19 protein-coding genes are annotated in these 24,729 nt (G+C 45.2%); 14 read left to right on the forward strand and 5 right to left on the reverse strand.

Going from position 1 to position 24,729, the window contains the following annotated elements:
* Positions 1-111: 111 nt before the first annotated feature.
* The 7 genes from rpsP to LHF31_RS09335 all read left to right on the forward strand — a co-directional run bounded on the left by rpsP (position 112) and on the right by LHF31_RS09335 (position 7,136).
* Positions 112-459, forward strand: coding sequence for a 30S ribosomal protein S16 (rpsP, locus tag LHF31_RS14660; RefSeq protein ID WP_363324803.1), 348 nt, complete (start codon positions 112-114; stop codon positions 457-459).
* A gap of 85 nt (positions 460-544) precedes the next feature.
* Positions 545-784, forward strand: a complete 240-nt coding sequence (locus LHF31_RS09310) for a KH domain-containing protein (protein ID WP_298010444.1) — start codon at positions 545-547, stop codon at positions 782-784.
* Complete coding sequence (gene rimM / locus LHF31_RS09315) at positions 781-1,344, forward strand: ribosome maturation factor RimM (protein ID WP_298010441.1); 564 nt, start codon at positions 781-783, stop codon at positions 1,342-1,344. Before LHF31_RS09310 ends, rimM begins: the two co-directional genes overlap by 4 nt.
* A 7-nt stretch (positions 1,345-1,351) precedes the next feature.
* Positions 1,352-2,464, forward strand: a complete 1,113-nt coding sequence (dprA, locus tag LHF31_RS09320) for a DNA-processing protein DprA (RefSeq protein WP_298010438.1) — start codon at positions 1,352-1,354, stop codon at positions 2,462-2,464.
* A 1-nt stretch (position 2,465) separates the two neighbouring features.
* A complete protein-coding gene (locus LHF31_RS09325) occupies positions 2,466-3,599 on the forward strand; it encodes a mannose-1-phosphate guanylyltransferase (RefSeq protein WP_298010435.1) in 1,134 nt (377 codons plus the stop codon).
* A 17-nt stretch (positions 3,600-3,616) separates the two neighbouring features.
* On the forward strand, positions 3,617-5,947 hold the full coding sequence (gene topA, locus LHF31_RS09330) for a type I DNA topoisomerase (RefSeq protein WP_298010433.1): 2,331 nt from the start codon (positions 3,617-3,619) through the stop codon (positions 5,945-5,947).
* A gap of 112 nt (positions 5,948-6,059) precedes the next feature.
* Entirely contained in the window at positions 6,060-7,136 is a 1,077-nt protein-coding gene (locus LHF31_RS09335; RefSeq protein WP_298010430.1) for a hypothetical protein, read from the forward strand.
* Between the two features lie 49 nt (positions 7,137-7,185).
* Here the strand turns inward: LHF31_RS09335 and greA are convergent, their stop codons facing one another.
* The 5 genes from greA to LHF31_RS09360 all read right to left on the reverse strand — a co-directional run bounded on the left by greA (position 7,186) and on the right by LHF31_RS09360 (position 11,636).
* Entirely contained in the window at positions 7,186-7,653 is a 468-nt protein-coding gene (gene greA / locus LHF31_RS09340; protein ID WP_298010427.1) for a transcription elongation factor GreA, read from the reverse strand.
* Between the two features lie 87 nt (positions 7,654-7,740).
* Positions 7,741-8,892: a deoxyguanosinetriphosphate triphosphohydrolase gene (locus tag LHF31_RS09345; protein ID WP_303774159.1), complete on the reverse strand. Its 1,152-nt coding sequence runs from the start codon at positions 8,890-8,892 to the stop codon at positions 7,741-7,743.
* Between the two features lie 11 nt (positions 8,893-8,903).
* Positions 8,904-9,710 (reverse strand): isopentenyl phosphate kinase, encoded by an 807-nt coding sequence (locus tag LHF31_RS09350; RefSeq protein WP_303774160.1) that lies wholly within the window; start codon positions 9,708-9,710, stop codon positions 8,904-8,906.
* Between the two features lie 22 nt (positions 9,711-9,732).
* A complete protein-coding gene (gene mvk, locus LHF31_RS09355; RefSeq protein ID WP_298003523.1) occupies positions 9,733-10,674 on the reverse strand; it encodes a mevalonate kinase in 942 nt (313 codons plus the stop codon).
* 2 nt (positions 10,675-10,676) lie between these two features.
* A complete protein-coding gene (locus LHF31_RS09360; RefSeq protein WP_298003520.1) occupies positions 10,677-11,636 on the reverse strand; it encodes a decaprenyl-phosphate phosphoribosyltransferase in 960 nt (319 codons plus the stop codon).
* Between LHF31_RS09360 and LHF31_RS09365 the strand changes: the two genes are divergently transcribed.
* The 7 genes from LHF31_RS09365 (at position 11,635) to LHF31_RS09395 (ending at position 24,718) form a co-directional block, all read left to right on the forward strand.
* Positions 11,635-12,429 carry a TlyA family RNA methyltransferase gene (locus LHF31_RS09365; protein WP_298003517.1) on the forward strand — a complete coding sequence of 265 codons (795 nt, stop codon included), beginning with the start codon at positions 11,635-11,637 and terminating at the stop codon, positions 12,427-12,429. The two genes, LHF31_RS09360 and LHF31_RS09365, sit on opposite strands and share 2 nt — an antisense overlap.
* A gap of 82 nt (positions 12,430-12,511) precedes the next feature.
* Entirely contained in the window at positions 12,512-14,311 is a 1,800-nt protein-coding gene (gene lepA / locus LHF31_RS09370; protein ID WP_303774161.1) for a translation elongation factor 4, read from the forward strand.
* Complete coding sequence (locus LHF31_RS09375) at positions 14,308-15,345, forward strand: lysylphosphatidylglycerol synthase transmembrane domain-containing protein (protein WP_298003511.1); 1,038 nt, start codon at positions 14,308-14,310, stop codon at positions 15,343-15,345. The genes lepA and LHF31_RS09375 overlap by 4 nt, the downstream gene beginning before the upstream one ends.
* On the forward strand, positions 15,329-16,477 hold the full coding sequence (locus LHF31_RS09380) for a glycosyltransferase family 4 protein (RefSeq protein WP_298003509.1): 1,149 nt from the start codon (positions 15,329-15,331) through the stop codon (positions 16,475-16,477). The genes LHF31_RS09375 and LHF31_RS09380 overlap by 17 nt, the downstream gene beginning before the upstream one ends.
* Before the next feature lie 15 nt (positions 16,478-16,492).
* Positions 16,493-17,290: a class I SAM-dependent methyltransferase gene (locus LHF31_RS09385; RefSeq protein WP_298003507.1), complete on the forward strand. Its 798-nt coding sequence runs from the start codon at positions 16,493-16,495 to the stop codon at positions 17,288-17,290.
* 29 nt (positions 17,291-17,319) lie between these two features.
* A complete protein-coding gene (locus tag LHF31_RS09390) occupies positions 17,320-19,452 on the forward strand; it encodes a hypothetical protein (protein ID WP_298003505.1) in 2,133 nt (710 codons plus the stop codon).
* Positions 19,382-24,718: a DUF2298 domain-containing protein gene (locus LHF31_RS09395; RefSeq protein WP_303774162.1), complete on the forward strand. Its 5,337-nt coding sequence runs from the start codon at positions 19,382-19,384 to the stop codon at positions 24,716-24,718. Before LHF31_RS09390 ends, LHF31_RS09395 begins: the two co-directional genes overlap by 71 nt.
* The last annotated feature ends 11 nt before the right edge of the window (positions 24,719-24,729 follow it).

Genomic DNA, 24,729 nt, shown 5'->3' on the forward strand with positions numbered 1-24,729 from the left:
TGATCGGCTGTATGAGATTTGCGTCCTCCCGCAACCCTCTACCGTACAGCCAGCGCCGGGTAAAATCAACAACATCTACGAGAATTTGTGAGATTTGAAGGAGAAAGATTCATGGTTCGCATTCGATTGCGCCGCACTGGTTTGAAGAAACAACCTACCTATCGTGTCGTTGTCGCCAATAGCGAAGCTCCGCGCGATGGTCGTTTCATTGAAATTTTGGGGCACTATAATCCCCGCACGGAGCCTTTTACGCTAGAGGTGGATGAAGGACGGGTTTATTACTGGATGAGCGTAGGTGCTCAGCCCAGCGAAGCGGTCCTGAAACTGTTCAAATCCACTGGTATTTTGGACCGTTTTGCCCGTTTCAAGAATGGCGAGCCGGCAGAAAAATTGCTGGAGGAGTCCAAAGCCTACTTTGCAGAACGAGGCACAAGCGTCAAAACCCGTATCGCTTCCTAGTTTGGGTCTGGGTTGCTGAGGATTTCAGGAGGATGCCCTCCTGAAATCCTCCTATTGGTTTGTCCTGTTTTGAAGGAGCAGGTCTGTGAAAGACTTAATTGAGTATATTGCACGTTCTCTGGTGGATCAGGTAGATAAAGTAGAGGTTACCCAGCAGAAGGGACCCGGGGGAAGGATTAAATTCGAGTTACGAGTAGCAAGGGAAGATATGGGACGGGTAATTGGCAAAGGTGGAAAAGTTGCCAATGCCATGCGTATCCTCCTTCGGGTGGCTGCCGCTCGTGACGAGAAACAGGCTACGCTGGATGTAGTAGAACCCAAATGAGACGGAAGGTACCATTCTCGCCCCAATCCAGAGATCAAACGGCAGGCTCGCCAGTTGAGGGTGAGCCTGTGTTTGTTGCTGTTGGCTTCTTACGACGTCCTCATGGAATTCATGGCGAAATGCTCATGGATGTCCTTACTGATTTCCCCGAAAGAATGAAGCCAAATCGCCAACTATTCCTGGGTGAGGCTCACGAGCCGGTAAGGATTGAGAAAGTCAGATGGGCTAATCAATCCTTGTTGATCAAGTTTGAAGGTTTGAATACAGCCGAAGACATAGGACGCTACCGCAACACGGTGGTTTACGTGCGTACCGATCAGTTACCTCCTTTGCCAGAAGGACAATATTACCATCACCAGTTGTTGGGACTCAAAGTGACAAGCGACCAGGGGGTTTTTCTGGGGATTCTGGAACAAATTCTTGAAACAGGCGCGAATGATGTATATCTCATCCGTACCCCTGAGGAAAAAGAGTTGCTCTTACCCGCTATTGAGGAAGTCGTATTATCCGTTAATCTGGATAGTGGTGAAATGATTGTGCATCTCCAGGAGTGGGCATAAATAGTCTGTGGATTCTCGTTTGTATTGGCTTGGTTTCAATATGGTGCGTGGGGTGGGAGCGGTTCGATTTCGAACCCTCTTGAACCATTTTGGCGATTTAGAGATTGCCTGGAATGCTCCCCTGGAAACCCTCAAAGAAATTGGTTTGTCGCCAAAATCGTTGCAACATTTGCAGCGTTTACGTGAAGAACCAGATTTTTTTAAAAGACTGTCCGATTACTTAAACCGACACCAGATTCGTTTTGTTCTTTGGGGTGATCCTGAATATCCACCTTTATTAAAACAGATAGATCAGCCACCTCCGGTGTTGTATTTCAAGGGTGATATTCTTCCCCAAGATGAAATTGCTGTGGCGATTGTAGGCACAAGAAAAGTAACAGCCTACGGACGTCAGGTTGCGGAGGAAATTGCTACTTTTTTAGCGAGGAATGGAATTTGTGTTGTCAGTGGTTTAGCGAGGGGGATTGATGCTATTGCTCACGAATCGGCATTAAAGGCTGGAGGCAGGACATTTGCAGTACTGGGTTGTGGACTGGATCGAATCTATCCGCCTGAACATGGTAAACTTGCCGAAAGAATTACCCAACAAGGAGCCCTCATAAGCGATTATGCCCCTGGAACTCCTCCAGATGCGATCAATTTCCCTCCTCGCAATCGAATCATTTCCGGTTTGAGCCTGGCAACTGTGGTCGTAGAGGCAGGGGAAGAAAGCGGAGCTTTAATTACCGCAACGTTTGCTGTTGAACAGGGGAGAGAAGTGTTTGCAGTTCCTGGAAACATCAATGCACCTCAAAGCAAAGGTACCAATCGTCTGATTCAGCAGGGAGCGATTCCTCTATTATCTCCAGAGGATATTTTGGAAGACTTACATCTGGCGAATGTATCTGCAAAACAAACCGCAAAGCAAATTCTCCCTGCTGACCCCATGGAAGAAAGGATTTTGAAAATATTGGAAGGTCAATCCCTCCATATTGATGAAATCAGTGCAAACATGGATTTACCCGTTGAACAGGTTTCTGCAATCTTGACGTTCATGGAATTAAAAGGTTTGATTCGAAATCTGGGAGGGATGACGTACGCTTCGTTGTACGAGGTGCCTTCATCAAAAAGGGGAAAATGAAATGGACTACGCTCATTTCTTTGCTGTGATAATGGCTGGGGGAGGAGGCACCAGACTTTGGCCTCTATCTCGACAGAATCATCCTAAACACATGATTCGTTTAGGCAATGATCGTAGTTTTTTTCAACAGACGGTAGATCGTCTGAATGGGTTAATTACTCCGGACCGTATGTATGTTGTCACTGTTGCAGAGCAAGCCCAAGAATTGCAAACCCAATGTCCTGAAATCCCGGCTGAGAATTTCCTGATCGAGCCTTTTCCGCGAGGGACTGCTTCGGTTGTGGGCTTGGCTTCAGTGGTCATCCATGCTGTTGATCCTGAAGCAACGATGGTTGTATTGCCATCCGATCATGTCATTAAGAATGTAGATAAGTTTCAAAATTTACTGAAAAGTGCGTATTTACTTGCTCAGGAAAAACGTTTAGTCACTTTAGGCATTAAACCAACACGAGCCTCAACCGGTTACGGGTATATTCAACGAGGGGAGTTCCTGGGGTATTATGAAAACTTCCCTGCCTATCAGGTTGTTCAGTTCACAGAGAAACCAAATCGAGATAAGGCTCTGGAATTTATCCGTAGTGAAAATTATGACTGGAATTCCGGCATTTTTATTTGGCGAGTAGATCAAATTCGGAATGAAATCGAAAATGCAATGCCTGACCTGTTTAAGTCAATGGAAAGGCTGGCATCAGACTGGAATACCGAACAATGGCAAACTTCAGTAATTATGGAGTGGTTGGAACTGGAAACCCAAACGATAGATTATGGTATTATGGAGAGAACGACGCGGGCTGTGGTATTGCCGGCTGATGGTTTGGGATGGAATGATGTCGGAACATGGGATTCATTCTTTGAGGTCTTTGATCTGGACGAAAACGGAAATGTTGTTCATCAATCAAAGCATGTGGGTTTGTCCACCAGTAACACATTGGTCATATCTGAAAAAACTGAAAGAGTGATTGTCACCATTGGCATAAATGACTTAATCATTGTAGATACTCCAGATGCAGTGTTGGTTTGCTCGAAAGATCAGGCTCAAAGGGTTAAGGAGATTGTTACTCTTCTCAAAGAGGGCAATAGCGAGTTGCTGAAAGACCTTCTTCGATATGGAGATGATCCAAAACAATACTTGTAGGCGTTTTTGAGGGAGATATGACAATTGAAGCCTATTGTGTAAAATGCAAAACCAAACGGGAAATCCAGGAACCGGTTGCTGAATTTACAGCCTCAGGCTCTCCAGTTACCAGAGGAACCTGTCCAGTGTGTGGAACCCGTATCTTCAGGTTGGGTAAGACGCTCGAACACGAACATCTTACCCCTCCAACCCCGGTCAAGAAAGAGAAAACTAAACAAAGGTCAGGAAAACTGGTTATTGTTGAGTCTCCTGCTAAAGCAAAAACAGTAGGCAGATTTTTAGGGAAAGGTTACACGGTTAAAGCCTCTGTAGGGCATGTGAGGGATTTGCTCCGTTCGGAACTTTCTGTAGATGTGGAACATGACTTTCAACCCAAGTACCGTGTGCCTAATGAAAAAAGAGCAGTGGTAAAGGAATTAAAAGCCCTGGCGCAGGAAGCCGAAGAGATTTATCTGGCAACGGACCCAGATCGCGAAGGCGAGGCAATTGCCTGGCATCTCATGCAAGCCGCAGAGATTGACCCCAGCCTTTCCAAGCGAGTTGTTTTCCATGAAATCACTAAACCAGCCATTGATGAGGCTTTTTCTCATCCGAGAGATATTAACATGGCGCTGGTTGATGCCCAACAAGCGCGACGTGTATTGGATCGTCTGGTTGGGTATAACCTGAGCCCGTTGCTTTGGGAAAAGGTTCGCAGTCGGCTTTCAGCAGGTCGAGTACAGTCTGTAGCATTAAGGCTGGTGGTGGAACGAGAAAGAGAAATCCAGGCTTTTGTCCCTGTCGAATATTGGACGATTGAGGCAGAACTTCGTCCGGAGGGCTCTTCTTCAACTTTTATTGCAAAGTTAACCAGGATTGATGATGCCGAGCCTGAACTGCCTGACCAGGAAGTGGTTCATCAATACCTGGGGGATTTGGAGCCGGCAACATTTACTATCACCAGAATTAAACGAAGTGAACGGCGTAGGAAGCCGGCAGCACCTTTTATCACTTCAACGCTTCAACAGGAAGCCTCCCGCCGATTGGGGTTTACAGCACGCCGTACAATGGCAATCGCTCAGCAACTTTATGAGGGTTTAGATGTTGGAGAAGGCGGAACCACAGGTCTTATTACCTATATGCGTACCGACTCCACAAACATTTCAGAAATTGCTTTGAAGGAAGTACGGGAATTCATCAGAGATACATATGGGAATAATTACTTACCCGAATCTTCTCTTCAGTACAAAACTCGGGCAGCCTCTGCTCAGGAAGCGCACGAAGCCATTCGTCCGACTTCGGTTTTAAGAACGCCAGAAAAGGTGAAGCCCTTTTTATCACCTGAGCAATTTAAACTGTACCAGTTGATTTGGCAGCGCTTTGTTGCCTGCCAGATGGAAACAGCCATTTATGATACCCTCTCGGTAGAGGTTGAAGCCGTTGGTAAGCAACATCATTACCTGTTTAGAGCAAGTGGCTCTACTCTTAAGTTCCCGGGTTTCTTAATTGTTTATGAGGAAACGCGGGATGAGGATCAGTCCTCCGAAGATGAAAACGCCGAAGTTCGGATTCCAGCGCAGGTACAGGAAGGCCAGAAACAGGAACTAATGCGCCTTATTCCTGAACAGCATTTTACTCAACCGCCACCAAGATATACAGAAGCCTCCCTGGTGCAGGTGTTGGAAGAAAATGGTATAGGGCGACCTTCAACGTACGCGCCAATTTTGTCCACAATTCAGGAGCGAGGCTATGTGACCCGTGAAGGAAAGCGTTTAATTCCAACGGAGACCGGTGTGCTGGTAAACGACTTAATTGTTTCTCATTTCCCTGACATTGTGGATACCGGTTTCACCGCGAAAATGGAAGAAGATCTGGATCGAATTGCAGAGGGAAACGAAAAATGGGTGGAGGTAATTCGTAAGTTTTATCAAACTTTCTCTCCACAGGTGGAACGTGCAAGAATGCTCATGCCAGAGAGCAAGTCAGAGCCCGAAAAAGTGGGTCGAAAGTGTCCGCAGTGTGGACATGAACTGATTGTCCGATGGGGACGCTTTGGCAAATTTATCTCCTGCAGCGATTTCCCCAACTGTCGCTATACTGAGCCGTGGCTGGAAAAGATTGGGGTTCGGTGCCCTAAAGATGGCGGCGAAATTGTCGAAAGACGCACCCGAAAAGGACGTGTCTTTTATGGTTGTGAAAACTATCCGAATTGCGATTTCACTTCCTGGAAACGTCCTGTTCCTGCCGCTTGTCCTCAATGCGGAGGTTTGCTGGTTATAACCAATAAACGGGAAGTGCAGTGTATTGCCTGTGGGGAAGTCTTCTTACAAGAACAATTTGTTGAAAATGTGGAAGTTAATCAATCCTGATGGCATAGTCCTTGCAACAATTCGAATATGGAATGGAGTTGCGAACTTTCAATCTTTAATCTACAATGACTTTGGGGTAACTCCAGCACGAAATTAAAATCAGGAGCAGAACATGGAAAAGATTAGCGAACTCTTGAAACGGCCACTGGTAATTGGAGTTATTGCATTCCTACTCGGCACGGTTTTTGGCCTGGTGGTGCTGGGTTGGGGATTGTGGCCAGTCCAATGGGTGGATGCCTCAGCAAAAGAATTGCGGGAAGATTTGCGCGAAGATTATCTTCGCATGGCAATTGATTCGTATTCCAGAAACCCTGATGAAGCGGTGGCACAACGGCGTTTGAATGAATTGGGAGACAAAGCAAAAGAAACGCTGGAAAAAATCAAAAAGGAAAATCGAAATCAAGACCCCGCTGCGATTGGTGTTTTCGATAAGATCCTGCAATCCCAAACTGGAGAGATCCCTTCGGCAGTCACCCCTGAGCCTGAAGGGACGGTTGCGGAGGGAGCGCAGGTAACCACCCCCGAGGAGCAAGCCGTCACTGCCACCCCGACGGAAGAAAAATCTGCAGGCACACGCTCAAATCTGACGGTTGTTCTTGGTTTGTTGTGCTTGCTCACTTTAGTTGTAGGCGGCATTTTGGCATATCTTTTCCTCTTCAAAGGACGTGGACTTCGTTCCAGTAGTGATGCTGGAGTAACCATTCCACGGAGCCAGCGGGTTACTTCTCCAGTGTATGAGGAGGAAGCAGGAGAGGCTCCACTTCACACTTTCAACTCTTATTATCACTTAGGGGCCGACCTGTATGATGACTCGTTCAGCATTGACTCTGTGACAGGCGAATTTCTTGGTGAGTGTGGGGTAGGAATATCTGAGACCATTGGTGTGGGCGATCCGAAGAAAGTAACAGCCTTTGAAGTCTGGGTATTTGATAAAAATGATATCCAAACGGTGACAAAGGTCTTGATGAGCCAACACGCCTACAACGACCCGGTTATTTCTCAACGCCTTGCCTCGAAGGGGGAAGTTATTCTGGCTGAGCCTGGAAAACGCCTGACGCTTGAAACAAAGACTCTGATCCTTGAAGCACGCATTGTGAATATGGAATATGGCAAAGGCGCACTTCCTGAGAACAGTTATTTCGAAGAGTTCTCTCTGGAATTAAGTGTATACAGAAAACCGTCTGCTTAAAAATTACAAAAAAAACAAGCGGCGCAAAAGCGCCGCTTGTTTTTTTTTATTATTCAATAGAAAGAATTTTGAAAGTGATTTTCCCCGTAGGAGTCTCAGCGGTTACGATATCTCCAACCGTCCGCCCAATAAGGGCTTTTCCAATGGGAGACTCATGGGAAATACGATTTTTCTTGGGGTCTGCTTCTTTGGGCCCCACAACTTGATAGGTTTCGGGTTCAAAACCATCTTCTTGAATAGTCACCTTCGCGCCCAGATTGACAACGTCTCTGTGGTTTCCACTTTCATCAATCAATACATAATTATTGAGAATCTGTGTCAGTTCCAGGATTCTACCTTCCAGGAACCCCTGTTCTTCCTTTGCCTGAATGTAATCAGCATTTTCGGAAAGATCTCCCTGTTGAATGGCAAAACGCAAGCGTCTGGAAAGTTCTTCCCGTGCAGGACCCTTTAAGAATTCCAGTTCTTCTTGAAGTTTTTTCAACCCATCTGCTGTGAGATAATGCACATCAGCCATATCCAACCACCTTAAATCCTAAAGATGGCGGAATTTTACCTGATTTTAGAGAGTTTGACAATTTGAGTTAAGAAATTCTTATTCCTATCAGGGCAGTCGAACAGGATCGAATAATTTTTGGTGTTCTTCAATCGCATAACGATCTGTCATCCCTGCAATATAGTCACAGATAGTCCTCTCCAGACCCCATTTTGCAATGTTCTCCTGAACGTGTTTGGGCAGGATAGTAGGTTCTTCGCGGTAGGCATTGAAAAGGTCTGAAATGATACGTTCGGCTTTCACAGCCATCCGCACAACCCGCCAATGACGATAAAGATTCTTGTATAGAAAGTCTTTCAATTCGCGATTACGCCGGCGCATATCCTCGCTCATGGTCACCACATTGAAAGGCAAGCGCTGGAGTTCCTCAACTGATCGCACCAAACTCTCGCGAAGTCTTTGTTCAGTGTTTTGAATAATATCATTTACTGTCATTCCGATTAACCGACGGATGATTTGATGCCGGATCATATCCGTCAAGATACCACCTTTCCAGCCAATACTTTCACAGACAACTTCCCAGAGAGAAATTCCTTGAAGCATTTCCACTGTAATCATTCCGGAACGTAAGCCATCATCCAGATCATGCGCTGTGTACGTCAATTCATCGGCAATATTGGCAATTTGCGCTTCTAAGTGCCCGCGTAAATCGGGGTTGAAATCTCTGGCATCGGCTCTATCATATTCAGTTTCGTGTTTGACAATCCCTTCAAGAACTTCCCAGGACAGGTTTAAACCCGGAAACTCAGGGTATCGCTGTTCCAGTTCCGTTACAATTCGCAAGGATTGTTTATTATGGTCAAAACCGCCATAATCTTTCATCAACCGGGACAGGGTAAGTTCTCCAGAATGCCCGAAAGCCGGATGTCCTAAATCGTGAGCAAGGCATATGGCTTCTGTGAGGATTTCATTTGCCCCCAGGGCAACTGCAATAGAGCGCCCTATTTGGGCTACTTCCAGAGTATGAGTTAATCGTGTCCGATAATAATCTCCCTCATAATTGATAAAAACCTGAGTTTTGTATTCCAGCCTTCTGAATGCGGTAGTATGGAGGATACGGTCTCGATCCCGTTGAAAACACGTACGAAATTGTGGCTCGTCTTCCGGGTATTTTCGCCCCCGCGAATTTCGACTTTTCACCGCATAAGGGGCGAGGGTTTGCTCTTCGATTTCTTCCAATCGCTCACGTGTGTATGCCATTTTTCCTCCTCTCAGGAACTCTGGTAAAGAATTTTTGTTCCAATGGATTTCCCTTGTAACGCCCTTAAAATATTGCCTTTTCTAACACCGCTGAAAATCCATGCTTCTAAACCAGGGATCTTCTGGCTGAGTGAGAGCATAGATTTGACCTTTTCCAGCATACCTCCGGTTACATCCACTGCAGATGAGCCGCCAATTTGAATTCGTTCTAATTTCAATGTGTCTTGAGAAATTTCTTCAATGAGTTTCTGGCAGGTTGGGTAATCTGCCCAAACACCTTCCTCTACTCCCGCCAGCAATACCCGTTTAGGAGCAAAATCAGGGGCGATTTCGGAAAACACTTCTTCTGTGGACAGTATTGTACCGCCCTGATTCAGATCAAAAATAACATCACCTTGGACGACAGGAATAAGCCCTTTTTGTAAGGCAAATTGAATGAGGGTCGTGTCAAACCGTACCTTCTGATCTTTTCGAAAAGCAATGGCACTTGGAGGAAAGGAGATCACCGGTAGTCCGACGGAAAACAACGCCTCAATCACAAGTTGATTTAATGCTCGAGCGTCGTACCACACATGAGCAAACCCGCGCCAGTCTTCTTGAGAGAAGACTCCGTCTCTGGTTCGGTATTGCCTGGCAGTGTTATGTCCAAACGAACCGGATCCATGCCCGATAATCAACTTCATTTCAGGATTTTCTTGCAGGGCCTGGTAAATTTCATCTGCAACTTGCTGGATGATTTTTATCCGGGGCGTACGAGGTTTATCTTTTTCTGTAATTAGAGAACCGCCGAGTTTCAAGAACGTTAGATTGGGAAACATGGTTGAGTGGATACCTTATGTATTACCGGATTTCTGTAGCAATTACCAGAGTAGCGCCGGCATCGCGAAGGGCTTGAGTGATTTCGGGAATTCTTTCGGGGGTTGCCAGTGCAATCATGTTTCCCCCTTTCCCTCCTCCACTTAACTTGGCACCCAGTGCCCCGGTGTGGATTGCCGTCTCTACCAGACGATCCAGTTCATGACAGGAGACACCCATTTCCTGAAGGAGTTTGTGATTCTCTGTGAGTAAGGGACCTAACTCATTAACATTCCCCTTTTCAATAAATTCCCTTGCCTGGTAAACGATTCGACTGATATTTTCGAAAATAGAATTGTATTTTTCCGGATTTTGTTCTCGGTTTCTTCTTACCTCCGCAACAACTTCACCCGTAGGACTTGCGATTCCTGTATTTCCAATCAAAATCCTGAAAGGCTTTTCAACGTTTAATAATTGATAGGGCTTTTCTTTTTGAAAGAATATGGGTTGGTTGTAGGTGATCACCGTGTTGTCAATGCCAGAGGGAGTGCCGTGGTAACTGTGCTCTGCCCGAAAAGCAATAGCGCAGAGGGTTTCATCAGGCAGAGGATGTCCAAGAAAGTTGGATAAAGCCCTGGCTAATGCAACGCTAACTGCTGCACCAGATCCCAATCCTGCAGCTACAGGAATGGTTGAAGTGATTCGAATCTTCATTGGGGGGAGGTAAGAGAGACGCAGGGCATTTTGCACTTCTTCGATGACTATTCTCAAGGGATTCTTAAAAGGGAGTTGGTTTAAGTGGGAATTCAGGTGAATATCGGGGGCTTCAATATACACCTCATCGGGCTTGTTCTCCGGTATGGGCATGATGAGCGCTTTGGCGCGCACCTGGCTTACCGGGACTGCAATAGCGGGGTGACCATAAACTACGGCGTGTTCGCCGAATAAAATGACTTTTCCTGGTGCGGTTGCAAAAATCCCGGCCATGTTTACCTTAAGAAATAGAAAATAATGAGAACTGCAAGACCGTAAAGAAGTAAATCTATCTGCAATGGACGATCACTTAATAGCATTTCTTCAGGTGCTCCCCCCTCCTGTTTAATCTGAATTAAGTAAAGATACCGGAAAATCCCGTACATGACAAATGGAATTGTCAGCATCATGGTGTGATTATCCGGCAGATTTGGGGCTGAGAAGGTATACAGGCTATAAGCCAGAATCGTTGATGAGGAAACAATTGTGATAAGTTGATCCAGAAGGGGAAGATTGTAACCATCTAAAACTTTTCGATGTGAGTTTGCATTTTCCTCCAGTAAGGTGAGTTCTGCTCTTCTTTTCCCGAATCCCAGATACAAAGAAAGAAGGGTTGTGACTACGTAAAGCCAGGGGGAAAAACGTTGCACCTCGATGACCGTAACACCCCCAGCCACTCTCAAAACGAATCCTGTGGCAATAATCATGACGTCAATTAGAGGAATGTGCTTGAGCCATCCTGAATAAGCCAGGTTTATCACAAAGTACAGAACTGTGATAATGCCAAAGTCCTTTGAAAGAAGAAATGCTAGAGGGATGACAATGAGTACAATTCCAATTGCCGTGGTGATGGCAACACTTACTGGAAGTTTTCCCGATGCTATGGGACGGTTCCGTTTGGTGGGATGTGCACGATCGGCTTCCAGGTCGATTAAATCATTTATCAGGTAAACACTGCTGGATAACAGACAAAAAATGACAAAAGCCCCAATAGATCTGAGGAGCGGGTCAAAATTATGGAGACTCAATTGACGGTCAAAGACAACCGCAGCGAAAACGAAAATGTTTTTTGTCCATTGACGAGGGCGCATGGCTTTGAGAAGTGAGAACATCATAAATAAAATGATAGCATAAAAACTTCTCCACTTTGGGAAGATAAGATGAAATGATTCGGACAATGATAAAATCATAAACATGGCAAAGGCTCGTTTGGATGTTTTGCTTGTGCACCGAGGGCTGGCTGAAAGTCGTACAGCGGCACAGCGTCTTATTATGGCGGGAAAAATCCGCGTAGCCGGCGAACTCATAACAGAACCATCTCGCCGGGTTGATGAAAATATCCCCATTGAACTTGATTCGGGTCCGAAATATGTATCCAGAGGAGGTGAAAAATTAGAACCTGCATTACACGCCTTTGGATTGGAAAATTTACAGGGGTTTGTCTGTGCAGATGTAGGCGCATCCACCGGAGGATTTACCGATTGTCTGCTTCAGCATGGCGCTCAGAAAGTCTATGCCATTGATGTGGGATATGGAATTTTGCACTGGCGCATTCGTCAGGACCCTCGTGTAATTGTTATGGAGCGGACAAACGCTCGCCATGTTGAGTCTCTGCCTGAAGCCATTCATTTAGTCACGGTTGACGCCTCTTTTATTTCTCTGAAAATTTTACTTCCCGTTATAAAGAAGTGGCTTGCTTCTCCCATGGGACACGTTATTGCTTTGATCAAACCACAATTTGAAGCAGGTAGAGAAGAAGTAAGCAAAGGTGAGGGGGTGATCAGGGATGAAGCAGTTCATCAAAAAGTGATAAAAGAGGTGTTACAAAATGCTATTGAACTGGGGTATCAAGTAGAGGGATTGATCCAGTCCCCACTTAGAGGTCCCAAAGGAAACATTGAATTCCTGGTTCATCTAACACCTGGAAAGGGAGACCCGTCCGTTATCGATTGTCTGATTCAGGGTGTCTTTGTGAAACCAGGGAATTGAAGATCCGCATTTCATTTAGGAGAAATTTTTTCCAAACAGTTTCACTTTTATGGTTATAATTCCGAGTCTGGAAGTGAGGGAGATGAGCGCACACATTCGTAACTTTTGCATAATTGCTCATGTTGATCACGGTAAATCAACCTTGGCAGATCGCCTGTTGCAATTAACAGGGACGATTTCAGATCGAAATATGACCGAACAGGTTCTGGATAGCATGGACCTGGAGCGGGAAAAGGGCGTAACGATTAAGGCTTCTGCCGTACGAATGATGTACACCGCTAAAGATGGGCAAACTTATGAATTAAATCTAATTGATACCCCCGGTCATGTTGATTTTAATTATGAAGTCAGCCGGGCACTGGCTGCCTGCGAAGGTGCATTGCTGGTCGTAGATGCCACTCAAGGAATTGAAGCCCAAACCCTGGCAAATCTGTATTTAGCATTGGAGTCAGATTTAACTATCATTCCAGTTATTAACAAAATTGATTTAGTTTCGGCTCGTCCAGATGAAGTGGCTGAAGAACTGGAAAACTTGCTGGGTATTCCCGCTCATCAAATCCTGCGCATTTCAGCAAAAGAAGGAATCAATGTAGATCAGGTTCTTGAAGCCATTGTGCAGTATGTTCCACCTCCCAGAGGAGACATCCAATCCCCATTACGTGCGTTGATTTTTGACTCACATTATGACTCCTATAAGGGAGTGGTTGCATATGTGCGTGTAGTCGAAGGAGTGGTGAAGCCCAGTGATATGTTGCGATTGATGTCCACCGGGGTAGATGTCAAGCCCATAGAAATAGGCTACTTTGCTCCTGAACTCAAACCAACCGATCATCTTGAAGCGGGTGATGTGGGCTATATTGCCACAGGATTAAAAACGGTGCGAGAGTGCCGGGTAGGTGACACGATTACACACAGCCAACGTCCTGCTGATGAACCATTGCCTGGTTACCAGCATGCCAAGCCAATGGTTTTTGCAGGGATTTACCCGACAGAAGGGGAGGATTATCCCAACTTAAGGGATGCCCTGGAAAAACTGCAGTTGAACGACGCATCCCTGGTGTTTGAACCTGAAACTTCCCAGGCTCTAAATTTTGGCTTCCGTTGCGGATTTTTAGGCCTTTTTCACATGGAAATTATTCAGGAGCGTCTGGAGCGGGAATACGATTTGGATATTGTTGTTACCGCACCATCTGTGGAATATGAAGTTGTGATGCGCAGTGGTGAGGTAATTCGGATTGATTCTCCCGCTCAGTTACCCGATGAAGGACTAATTGAGGAAATTCGTGAGCCCTGGATGCTGTTGCAAATTTTCAGCCCCACCGAGTTTTATGGGGCGATTATGGATCTGGTTACGAAACGCAGAGGTATTTTCAAGGATCAGGAATATCCTGCCACAAATCGGGTGCAACTGAACTTTGAAATCCCTTTATCCGAAATCATCGTAGATTTTTTTGATGAACTGAAATCTCGAACGCGCGGCTTCGCTTCCATGGATTATCATTTCCTTGATTACCGCCCTGGCAATCTTGTCAAACTGGAAGTTCTGGTAAATGGCGAGCCGGTTGATGCATTAGCCACTATTGTTCATCGAGAAGAGGCTTATCACAAGGGACAAGCCCTGGTGAGCAAATTGAAGGAACTCATCCCTCGCCAGTTGTTTGATGTTGCTATTCAAGCCTCTGCTTCAGGAAGAGTGATCTCCCGGGCAAATGTTAAAGCCTTGAGGAAAGATGTTTTGGCAAAGTGTTATGGAGGAGACATAACCAGAAAGAAGAAATTGCTGGAGAAACAGAAAAAAGGCAAGAAACGCATGAAGATGGTGGGAATGGTTGAAATTCCCCAGGATGCCTTTTTTGCTGTATTGAGATTGAGGGAAGAGTGAGCACTACAACAAATTCATCCGGTTCAAAAATTTCATGGCTTTTCCAGTGGGGTGTTGGGATTCTTCTGACCGGGGTTGCCATATTTATCCTTTCCCGAGTTATCGACTTGAAAGAGTTTGTAACGGTTTTCCGGTCACTACCCTTAGAGACCCTACTGATTGTCTGGTTAATTTATCTGGTTTCTATGGTTATTCGCGCCTGGGGGTGGCAAAATTTGCTTCAGCGGCGTGTTGGGTTATGGCGCGCTGTTTTGCTTATGAATGAAGGCTATTTCCTGAATAACATTTTACCTTTTCGTCTGGGTGAATTTGGACGGGCTTATCTGGCAGGTAAACATGGAAAATCTGGTACTTTTAGCGCGTTTTCCACAGTGGTAGTGGAACGGGCTTATGATCTGGCCTTCGCTTCTTTTCTTTTACTTGCTTCATTGCCTTTTGCTTTGCAAATGCAATGGGCACAAAACGCTGCATTGATTCTTTTTGGGGGAATTGTTGCTGGTTTGGTGGTGTTGTATCTAGCCGCGCATCGCAGAGAGAATATTGAGCAAAAAGTTATCCGGATTTCAGAAAGATCAGCCTTTGTAAAGAGATGGATTTACCCGACCATCCATGGGATGCTGGATGGATTTGCAGTCCTCACTCGTTTTGAATTCTTTATTTTCAGTTTGCTAGGAATTGGATTTTCCTGGTTTCTGGCTATTTTCAGGGATTTTTTTGTGCTTCGTGCATTGAGCCCCGATATCCCGTTTTGGGTTACTTTGCTGGCGATCAGTTCATCCAACCTGGGTGGCGCTTTACCTTCCATGGCGGCTTCTCTTGGAACTTTCGAAGGGGCTGCTACTGGAGCCCTGTCGCTGATTGGTTTGAAACCTGAACTGGGTCTGGTTTATGCCCTTGTGATTCATATTATTCATCTTGTGTCCACCACAATCATTGGCGGAATTGGAATTTCTCAAGAAGGGAAAACCATTCAGCAGTTAATCACTGAATTACGCACCTCTCAACGGAGTTCATTGAATGCGAATTCTGATTAGCCTGACTTATTACCGCCCTCATTATTCTGGTTTGACAATTTATACCGAGCGGCTTGCAAGGGCTTTGGTATCCAAAGGACATGAAGTGACAGTGTTGACTTCTCGATTTAGCCCTGAGTTGCCTACGGAAGAATATCGGGATGGAGTTAGGGTTGTTCGTTCATCGGTTGCTTTCCGGCTAAGCAAAGGGGTGATAATGCCCAGCATGCCATTAAAAGGTTGGAAGTTGATTCAGGAAACAGACATCCTCAATGTCCATGTGCCTCAAATGGATGCTGCTTATCTGGCGGTGATGGCGCGCTTATCGGGGAAAAAAGTCCTTATGACCTATCACTGTGATTTGTTGCTTCCCCGAGGAATTATTCACTGGATGGCTAACTGGGGTTCAACGATTGCAAATGAGATTACCGCGCGAGCCTCTCATTTGATTGTAACAAATACCCAGGATTACGCCCTTCATTCCCCTTTTCTAAAGCGCCATATCAAGAAAGTTCATCCTGTTCTGCCCCCCATTGAAATGCCGTCTGTACAGGATGGCGAAGTAGCACGGTTTCGAGAGAAGTATCAAATTCGGGATGATGAAAAAATTATCGGTATCAGCGCTCGCATGGCAACCGAAAAAGGGGTGGAATATCTGGTTCAGGCAATGCCGATTATTTTAAAGCGTTTCCCGAATGCACGGGTTTTGTACAATGGTCAATATGAAAATGTGCTGGGTGAAGAAGAATATGCCCAACGGCTGATGCCCCAAATTCGTTCGTTAGGAGATCGATGGACTTTCCTCGGAATCATTCCTCCGGTTGAGCAGGCAGCCTTTTTCTCTGTGTGTGACGTTACGGTATTACCAAGCATTAACTCCACCGAATCATATGGAATGGTACAGGTGGAATCTATGGTGTGCGGTACCCCTGTTGTCGCCAGTGATCTTCCCGGAGTTCGACACGCCGTTCAGACAAGCGGGATGGGGATTGTAGTTCCTCCAAGAGATGCCCGGTCGCTTGCCGAAGCCATTATCAAAATTCTGGAGACTCCCTCTAATTATTGCGGAAATATCTTTGAGATCAAATCACGCTATGCTTCTGAAACGATTGCCAGCCAGTATGAAACGCTTTTCAATAAACTCTTTGAGTAAGAGAGCGACTTCCATATGAATGATAAAAGAGATGAGCAAATTCTCTGGAGACATTTGAACAGTTTGCCGTATTTTCGTGCTATGGTCAGGGCGATAGAAGATAGTTTTTATCAGGGGGTGGATCTCCCTCGTCCAGTTCTGGATTTAGGCAGTGGGGATGGGCATTTTACTTCGGTTGCCTTTACTCAGCCACTGGATGTGGGAATTGACCCCTGGTGGGGACCTCTTTATGAGTCTAAAAGGTATCATGCATATCGGTTACTGATTCTGGGAGACGGTGGTATCCTTCCGTTTGCCCCCCATTCGTTTTCCAGCGTGATCAGCAATTCTGTATTAGAGCATATTCCTCATGTGGACAAGGTGATCGGAGAAATCTCCAGAGTGCTTCGCCCTGGTGGACGCTTTGTGTTTTGTGTACCCAATCATCGGTTTCCAGAACTTTTGTTGGGAAAGCAGGTATTGAGTAAAGTGGGTTTTTCGAGGTTTGCTGACCAATATGCGCATTTTTTCAACCGCATTTCTCGACATCATCATTGCGATTCGCCGGATGTGTGGAAGCAAAGGCTGTCATCTGCAGGATTGATGATCGAGAAAACCTGGGATTATTTTTCTCCAGAGGCTTTACATAGAATGGAAATCGGGCATGTGTTGGGGCTTCCAGCCCTTTTCTGGAAAAAAATCCTCGGGCGCTGGATTCTTGTGCCAGAGAAATGGAATTTATGGTTTGCGTATCAGATTGCAAGGAAGTCCTTTGAAAACCCATTCTCTCCAGAAGGTGTTTATAGTTTCTACATCACCCGAAAAGCAGAATAATCATTCAGTCCAAAACAGGTGCAGTGCGTATGATGGAAGAACCAAGCGTTTGGGATTATGTAAAAGCAAAAGTCCAATTTTGGAAAAAATCAAACCTGGACTTTTCTTTCCAAGAAACCGCAGAAACATCTGTCGTTTCTGAAGAAAGAAAAGAAAGCCCCAATTTATTGACTTTGTCATCTATTCCCTGGCTGTCTCTGTTGCCATTCGTTGTTTTATTGGTCGGTCAGTTCATGTTGGAACCGCCTGATCGGTTACCCCTTTGGGGTGGGTTATTCTATCTTGTCGGTGGCATCCTGCTCATTTTTGCTGTTCGGTTTGGATATCTGGTGATTCCTGCTGTCCCTGATGATTCTACTCGGGTGGAAAATATTCAGATTCGCTGGAATTGGCTGCTGGCAGCGGGAACTGGCATGGTGATTTCTTTTGTTCTTTTTGGCGGGAATCGGTTTAACTCCCTGAATGTGTTAATCTGGTTGTTTGCAATCATCTCACTGTTCATTGCCATCCTCTCGCCAACTACGTATTCCCGGTGGTTGGCATGGATTACCGCTGCAGGAAAGTGGATTCGTGCTCCGAAGGTAAACTTCTCCATTTCTATATGGGGAATAGTCCTGATTCTGGCTCTGATTGTTGTAGGATATTTTCGATTGGCAAATCTCGAACAAATTCCTTCAGAAATGGTATCTGACCATGCCGAAAAATTGTACGATGTTCGAGATGTGTTGAATGGACAATACAAGATCTTTTTTGAACGTAACACAGGACGAGAGGCATTTCAGTTCTACTGGACAGCGCTCATCGCCGTTCTCTTTAATACAGGTATCTCTTTCATGAGCCTGAAAATCGGTACGGTGATTGTGGGTTTGATTACTCTATACTACATGGCCCGGTTAGGAAACTTGCTTGGGGGGAAATGGCTGGCTTTATTTGTGTTGGTATTTGCAGGAATAGGGTATTGGCCCAACATCATTTCAAGAATAGGCTTGAGATTTCCCCTCTACCCGTTTTGTGTAGCCCCCCTCATGTTTTACTTGATTCGCGGATTGATCAATCGTGATCGAAATGATTTTATCTGGGCTGGAATTGCGTTAGGAATAGGGTTGCATGGTTATACCTCCAGTCGAATGGTTCCATTCTTAGTCATTGTGGCTTTCATCATTTACGGTCTCCATTTGAAAACAAAAGCAGAGCGCATCCAGACTGCCTACTGGCTGGGTTTTGTCATAATCGTTTCGTTCTTCATCTTCTTGCCATTATTCCGATATGCTCTGGAAAATCCGCAGATATTCGCTTACCGGGCATTAACCCGAGTAGGGTATTTCGAACGATCTTTGCCAGCACCGGTACTGGCGGTTTTCCTCAACAACCTATGGAATGCATTAACCATGTTCTTCTGGAGTAATGGAAATGTTTGGGTGCATTCTATTCCTTATCGGCCTGCGTTAGATCCAGTTACGGCTGTGCTGTTTTTTATTGGTATGGTAGTAGTGTTGATCCGCTACATTCAAAAACGCCATTGGGTGGATTTGTTATTGCTTTTATCGATACCATTGTTGTTAATGCCTTCTGTTCTGTCTCTGGCTTTTCCAGATGAAAATCCAAATCTGAACCGAACCGCTGGAGCCTATGTTCCTGTCTTTTTACTGGTGGCAATTGGTTTTGACTCGCTTATTCAGGGAATTCGAAATGTCTTATCAGAGAAAAACGCCATAAAAGGTGTGAGTATTATTGGGGTTATTATTTTCCTGATGGCATTGCTCTTTAATTACGAATTGTTTTTCGTTCAGTATAACCGGTTGTACCGGCAATCTGCATGGAATACGAGCGAAATGGGTGGGATTATGCGAGGTTTTTCCCGAATTACTGGTTCACCTGATACTGTTTACGTGGTGGGATATCCATACTGGGTAGATACTCGTCTGGTAGGGATCAATGCCGGTTTTGTTAATCGGAATCCTGAAATCTTTAAGGATCAGTTCTTTGAAACAACAGCCGATCCTCGAGCGAAGTTATTTATGCTTAATCCGGCAGATGTTGAATCGCTTGAGGCGCTGAGAACTTTATATCCTCAAGGAAGAGCATCCTGGTATGATTCCTCCGTTGAGGGGAAGGATTTCATCTTGTTCATGGTTCCTGCGGATCAGGATCAATTACCGTAGACCTGGATGGAGTAATATGGAAATTCGTAACCAACAGTCCAGTTCATTAAATCAACGTTTTGTTTGGGTTTGGGATGTTTTGTTGATCGGAATAATAATTCTGGGAGCCTATTTCCGCACGGTTGGGCTTAATTGGGATGAAAACACTCATATGCATCCGGATGAGCGTTTTCTGACCATGGTGGCGACCTCTATTGAACCTGTAAAAAATCTTTCTGAATATTTTGATACTGAAAATTCTACGTTGAATCCTCATAACCGGGGTTATGGTTTTTATGTATACGGTACACTACCCATGTTTATTGTGCGATATATTGCTGAATGGGTAGGACAAACCGGTTACGACCAGATTCATCTGGTGGGCAGACAGGTTTCTGCAATTTTTGACCTGGGAACAGTTCTGGTTGTTTTTCTTATCGCATCGCGTTTATATCGTAAACCTCGCCTGGCATTGATTGCTGCATTGTTCTATGCATTTGCTGTTTTGCCTATTCAACTTTCCCATTTCTTCAAAGAAGATACATTCATGACGTTCTTTGCAACGTTATCGGTGTATTTTGCCATTCGTATCCTGCCTTTAGATGGAGAAAAATGGGAAGATCACTTTGATTTGGCTTCCATAAATTTTTCCTGGTTACGTTTTTGGGAGAGCGCCATCCCGTTTATCTTCTTTGGGTTATCTTTGGGTATGGCAATGGCTTCAAAAATTAACTCTGCTCCGCTGGCATTGCTCTTACCTGTGGCGCTGGGTATTCGTTACTTTTCGTTCACCGAAGAAAAAAGAGAGCAGATCCTCGGCATTTATATCAGAGATTTAGTTTTTGCCGCTATCATTGCTTTCATTACTTTCAGAGTTTTCCAGCCATATGCTTTTTCTGGACCCGGATTTTTTAATGTTTCAATTAATCCGAAATGGCTGGCGAACATGAAGGAACTTGCAAGCCAAAACAGCGGTGATGTGGATTTCCCGCCACAACTTCAATGGGCTCGTCGTCCTTTCTGGTTTGCTTTGCAAAATATGGTTCTGTGGGGTTTGGGTGCTCCTTTAGGGGTATGGGCTTGGGTGAGTTTTTTACTGATGGGATGGATGATAATAAAAGGGGAATGGCGTAAGCATCTTCTCCTGTGGGGCTGGACGGGAATTTACTTTCTCTGGCAATCATCCAGTGCTACTCCGTCAATGCGCTATCTAATGCCTATTTATCCCACGATGAGTATTATTGCCTCCTGGGGGATATTCTCGTTATGGGAATACTTCAAATCTAAACCATTACCTTTGAGAGGATTTAAGACACTTGTTGCAGGATTGGGCGGCTTAGTGGTTATTTCAACTTTTCTGTGGGCGGTTGCGTTTATTCAAATTTATCGTTCTCCGTTTACACGTGTTGAGGCTAGCCGTTGGATTTACCAGAATGTTCCTGGACCGATTAATCTCCAGATTCAAACCGATCAAAATCTGATCAACCAACCGGTGAGTTTTGATTATGGGTATTCTCTGACACCCAATCCGATGAAGGTTCTTGTGACTCCCTTCCAATCTGGAAACCTGGTGACTCTGGAAATCCCGCATGTTAAAGATCGAAGGGCAGATCCAGACATGGCTACCCTCATCATCCACGTTCTGGATGCAGAGAGTGGCGATCTTCTCTCGTCCGGTTTGATTACGGATGTGTTTAAACCAGAAGGAGATCCGCGGGGCAAAAGTTATACTGTTACATTGGACTCTCCCGTTTATTTGGAGAGCGATCATTCGTATTTTATTGAATTTATCTCTGCAATACCGGAAGCAGAATTAGAACTGGCTGGTCCAACACTTCTGGTGATACAAAATCAAAATGGAACATACCGCCAGCCATTGCCTGAACCAGTTCGAGTCATTCGGGAAGGACAACAATTTGTCACTGGTTTTCGTCCAATAAAAAATGGAACACTGACAAATATTTATTTCCATCATGTCGTAGATTGGGAAGCAGGATCAGGTAATAAAACGATTAGAGTGGTTGTTCGCTCGAATGAAGACCCCCCCCAAATATCTTCCGGGAGAATCACAGGGACGTTTTTACCGGTTAAAGATTACAGAGGAGAAGGGTATTGGGTGACCCTGGATTCTCCAGTAAACCTTTCGATTGATAAAAGTTACTCGCTTGAAATTGCTCTGGAGAGCGGTTCCGGACAAATTGCTATTTACGGCAGTAAACAAGCCATTGAGACTTCATGGGATGATGCTCTACCTTTGGGGGTGGATGGATACAGCCCATATGATTTCAATTCCGGGGTCTACCGTAGCGATTTGAATTTTGAAATGTATTGGGACGATAACCCCGAAAAACTTCAACGTTTCCTGACCATTCTTGAACAGGCAGACTACATTTTTATCAGTTCGAACCGTCAATGGGGCACAACCATTCGAGTTCCAGAACGTTACCCGTTGACAACGAAATATTATCAAAAATTATTAGGTTGTCCGGAGACAGAGGACCTCTTTACCTGCTATGCCAATGCTCAACCCGGAATGTATGATGGAGAGTTAGGGTTTGAACTGGTCAAAGTGGTTCAATCTGAACCCAGACTTGGAAATCTCTGGTTCAACTCACAATTCGCTGAAGAAGCCTTTTCCGTTTATGACCATCCCAAAGTATTAATTTTCCAAAAGAGCGCTAAGTATGACCGGAACAAAGTGAAGGAAATCCTCAGCGCGGTGGATCTAAGTCTGGTTGTGCATCTTACACCCAAACAAGCCGGAAAATACCCGGGAAATTTGCTGTTACCGCCGGACCGTTTGGCTGCTCAACTTGAGAGCGGCACCTGGCAGGAACTGTTTAACAGACAGTCCTGGATTAACCGCTACCCGATATTGACTGTCTTGGTTTGGTATCTGTTCATTGCAGTTCTGGGGTGGATTACTTATCCTGTTGTTAGAGTGGTTTTTAAAACCCTGCCTGATAAAGGTTTTCCTCTTTCGCGATTAACCGGATTGTTGTTACTGGCTTACCTGGTCTGGCTGGGTGGAAGCCATAAAATCCCTGTGTCCAGAGAGATGATCACGATTGTGATGCTTTCTCTTCTGACCATCGGGCTCATATCTGGTTTTCTTCAAAGAAAATCTATTCTTCAGGAACTCCGAGAGAATGGCAGACATTATTTAATCGTTGAAGGAGTATTTGCCACCTTTTTCTTGTTGTTTTTACTGGTTCGTTTGGGCAACCCGGATTTATGGCATCCCTGGAAGGGTGGTGAGAAGCCGATGGATTTTTCCTACTTCAACGCCATCTTAAAAAGCATTTACTTCCCTCCCTACGATCCGTGGTTTGCCGGTGGTTACATCAATTATTACTACTATGGTTTTGTGCTGGTGGGGATTCCTGTGAAATGGCTGGGAATCGTTCCATCTGTTGCCTATAACCTGATCTTACCTACTTTGTACGGTTTACTTGCGTTGGGCGCGTTCAGTTTTATCTGGAATACTTTGGTGAAAATTAACCAAAAGCATGGCTTGAACACTTCGCCATATGGATATTCGTTTTTGGGAGTTCTATTGCTTCAGGTGGTCGGAAATCTGGGCACGCTCCGAATGATCTGGCATGGATTGATGAGGCTTGCATCTCCTGACCCACAATTTCTTGAGGCAAATCTTATTCAAAAAATAACCTGGACGATCCAGGGATTGGGTAAGTACCTTACAGGTGCTGTTTTGCCTTACCCAAGAGGAGAATGGTACTGGATCCCCAGCCGGGCTTTCCCAGCCAACACAGGGGATCCCATTACGGAATTTCCGGCATTTACCTTTCTGTATGCGGATTTGCATGCCCACATGATTGCGCTTCCGGTTACTGTGTTAGCTCTGTGCTGGGCACTTTCAATTCTGTTCAAACGTTGGGAGGATGAAGAACGCCTATCGCTTCGCAATTTCCTGGACTTTGTCTTTTCTCTCTTTATCGGCGGATTGATTGTAGGTGCCTTGAAAACCACGAATACTTGGGATTATCCAACGTATCTGGCATTAGGAAGTTTGGCAGTCATTTATAATCTGTTTAAATCTAACTCTGTTAACTGGATAAGAGGGAATCTGTCAATTCTTGTTAGAAAAGGAATATTTGCTCTTGTATCGCTGGGCCTCTTTGTCGGGTTCTCTTTCGTTTTATATGCCCCGTTTTCTCAGTGGTACGGACAGGGCTACAGTGAACTCATTCCGTATCAGGGTTTAAGAACTCCGTCCTGGTCATATTTGACCCATTGGGGGCTTTTCTTTTTCCTGATTATTGCCTGGATGGGATGGGAAAGCATCGACTGGATGGCATCTACACCAGTTTCTGCCCTGAGAAAATTATCCCCATATAAGGATGTACTCTACCTGGGTTTATTAGTGTTCCTTGGTGCCTTAATCGGTTTGTTATTGATGAAAGTGCACATTGCCTGGCTTGCATTTCCGCTCGCAATCTGGGCAGGAATTTTAATGTTGAGACCGGGAATTCCTGATGCAAAAAGGGCGGTTTATTTCATGATTGGTACTGCCCTTGTGTTGACCCTCTTTGTGGAATTATTTACATTAAGAGGGGATATCAATCGGATGAATACCGTGTTCAAGTTCTATCTTCAAGCCTGGACGTTGCTTTCCCTGGCGTCTGCAATAGCATTGGGTGTGAGTCATCCGCATGTGGAGACCGGGTGGAACCCTTCCTGGAGAACTGCCTGGTACCTGCTGGGTACATTCCTGTTTGCCAGTGCCCTTCTTTTCCCGCTGATGGGCGGCATGGATAAAATTAGAGATCGGATGAGTCCATTTGCCCCTCACACCTTAGATGGAATGGCATACATGCCATACAGCACGTATAACGAAAGTGGCGTTGATCTGGTTTTGAAAGAAGATTATCAGGCGATTATCTGGATGCAGGAGAATATCTCCGGAACGCCAGTTATTGTGGAAGGGCATGTGCCAGAGTATCGCTGGGGGAATCGATATGCAATCTATACAGGATTGCCTGCCGTGGTCGGATGGAATTGGCATCAGCGTCAGCAACGTGCGCTGACGCCTGAATCATGGGTAACCGATCGTGTTCGAGCCGTTGCGGATTTTTATACGCTTTCGGATGAACAGTTTGCTGAAGCCTTCATCAAAAAGTATCAGGTCCGGTATATCATCGTAGGTGTCTTGGAACGGGCTATTTATCCACCGGAAGGTTTAGCGAAATTTGAACGTCTTAACGGCATCCTGTGGGATGAAGTTTATCGAAACGGGCAAACGGTGATTTATCAAGTCCGGGATTAATGTTGTGGGGA

Source organism: Anaerolinea thermophila, from assembly GCF_020723905.1.
In the GTDB taxonomy this organism is placed as follows: domain Bacteria; phylum Chloroflexota; class Anaerolineae; order Anaerolineales; family Anaerolineaceae; genus Anaerolinea; species Anaerolinea thermophila_A.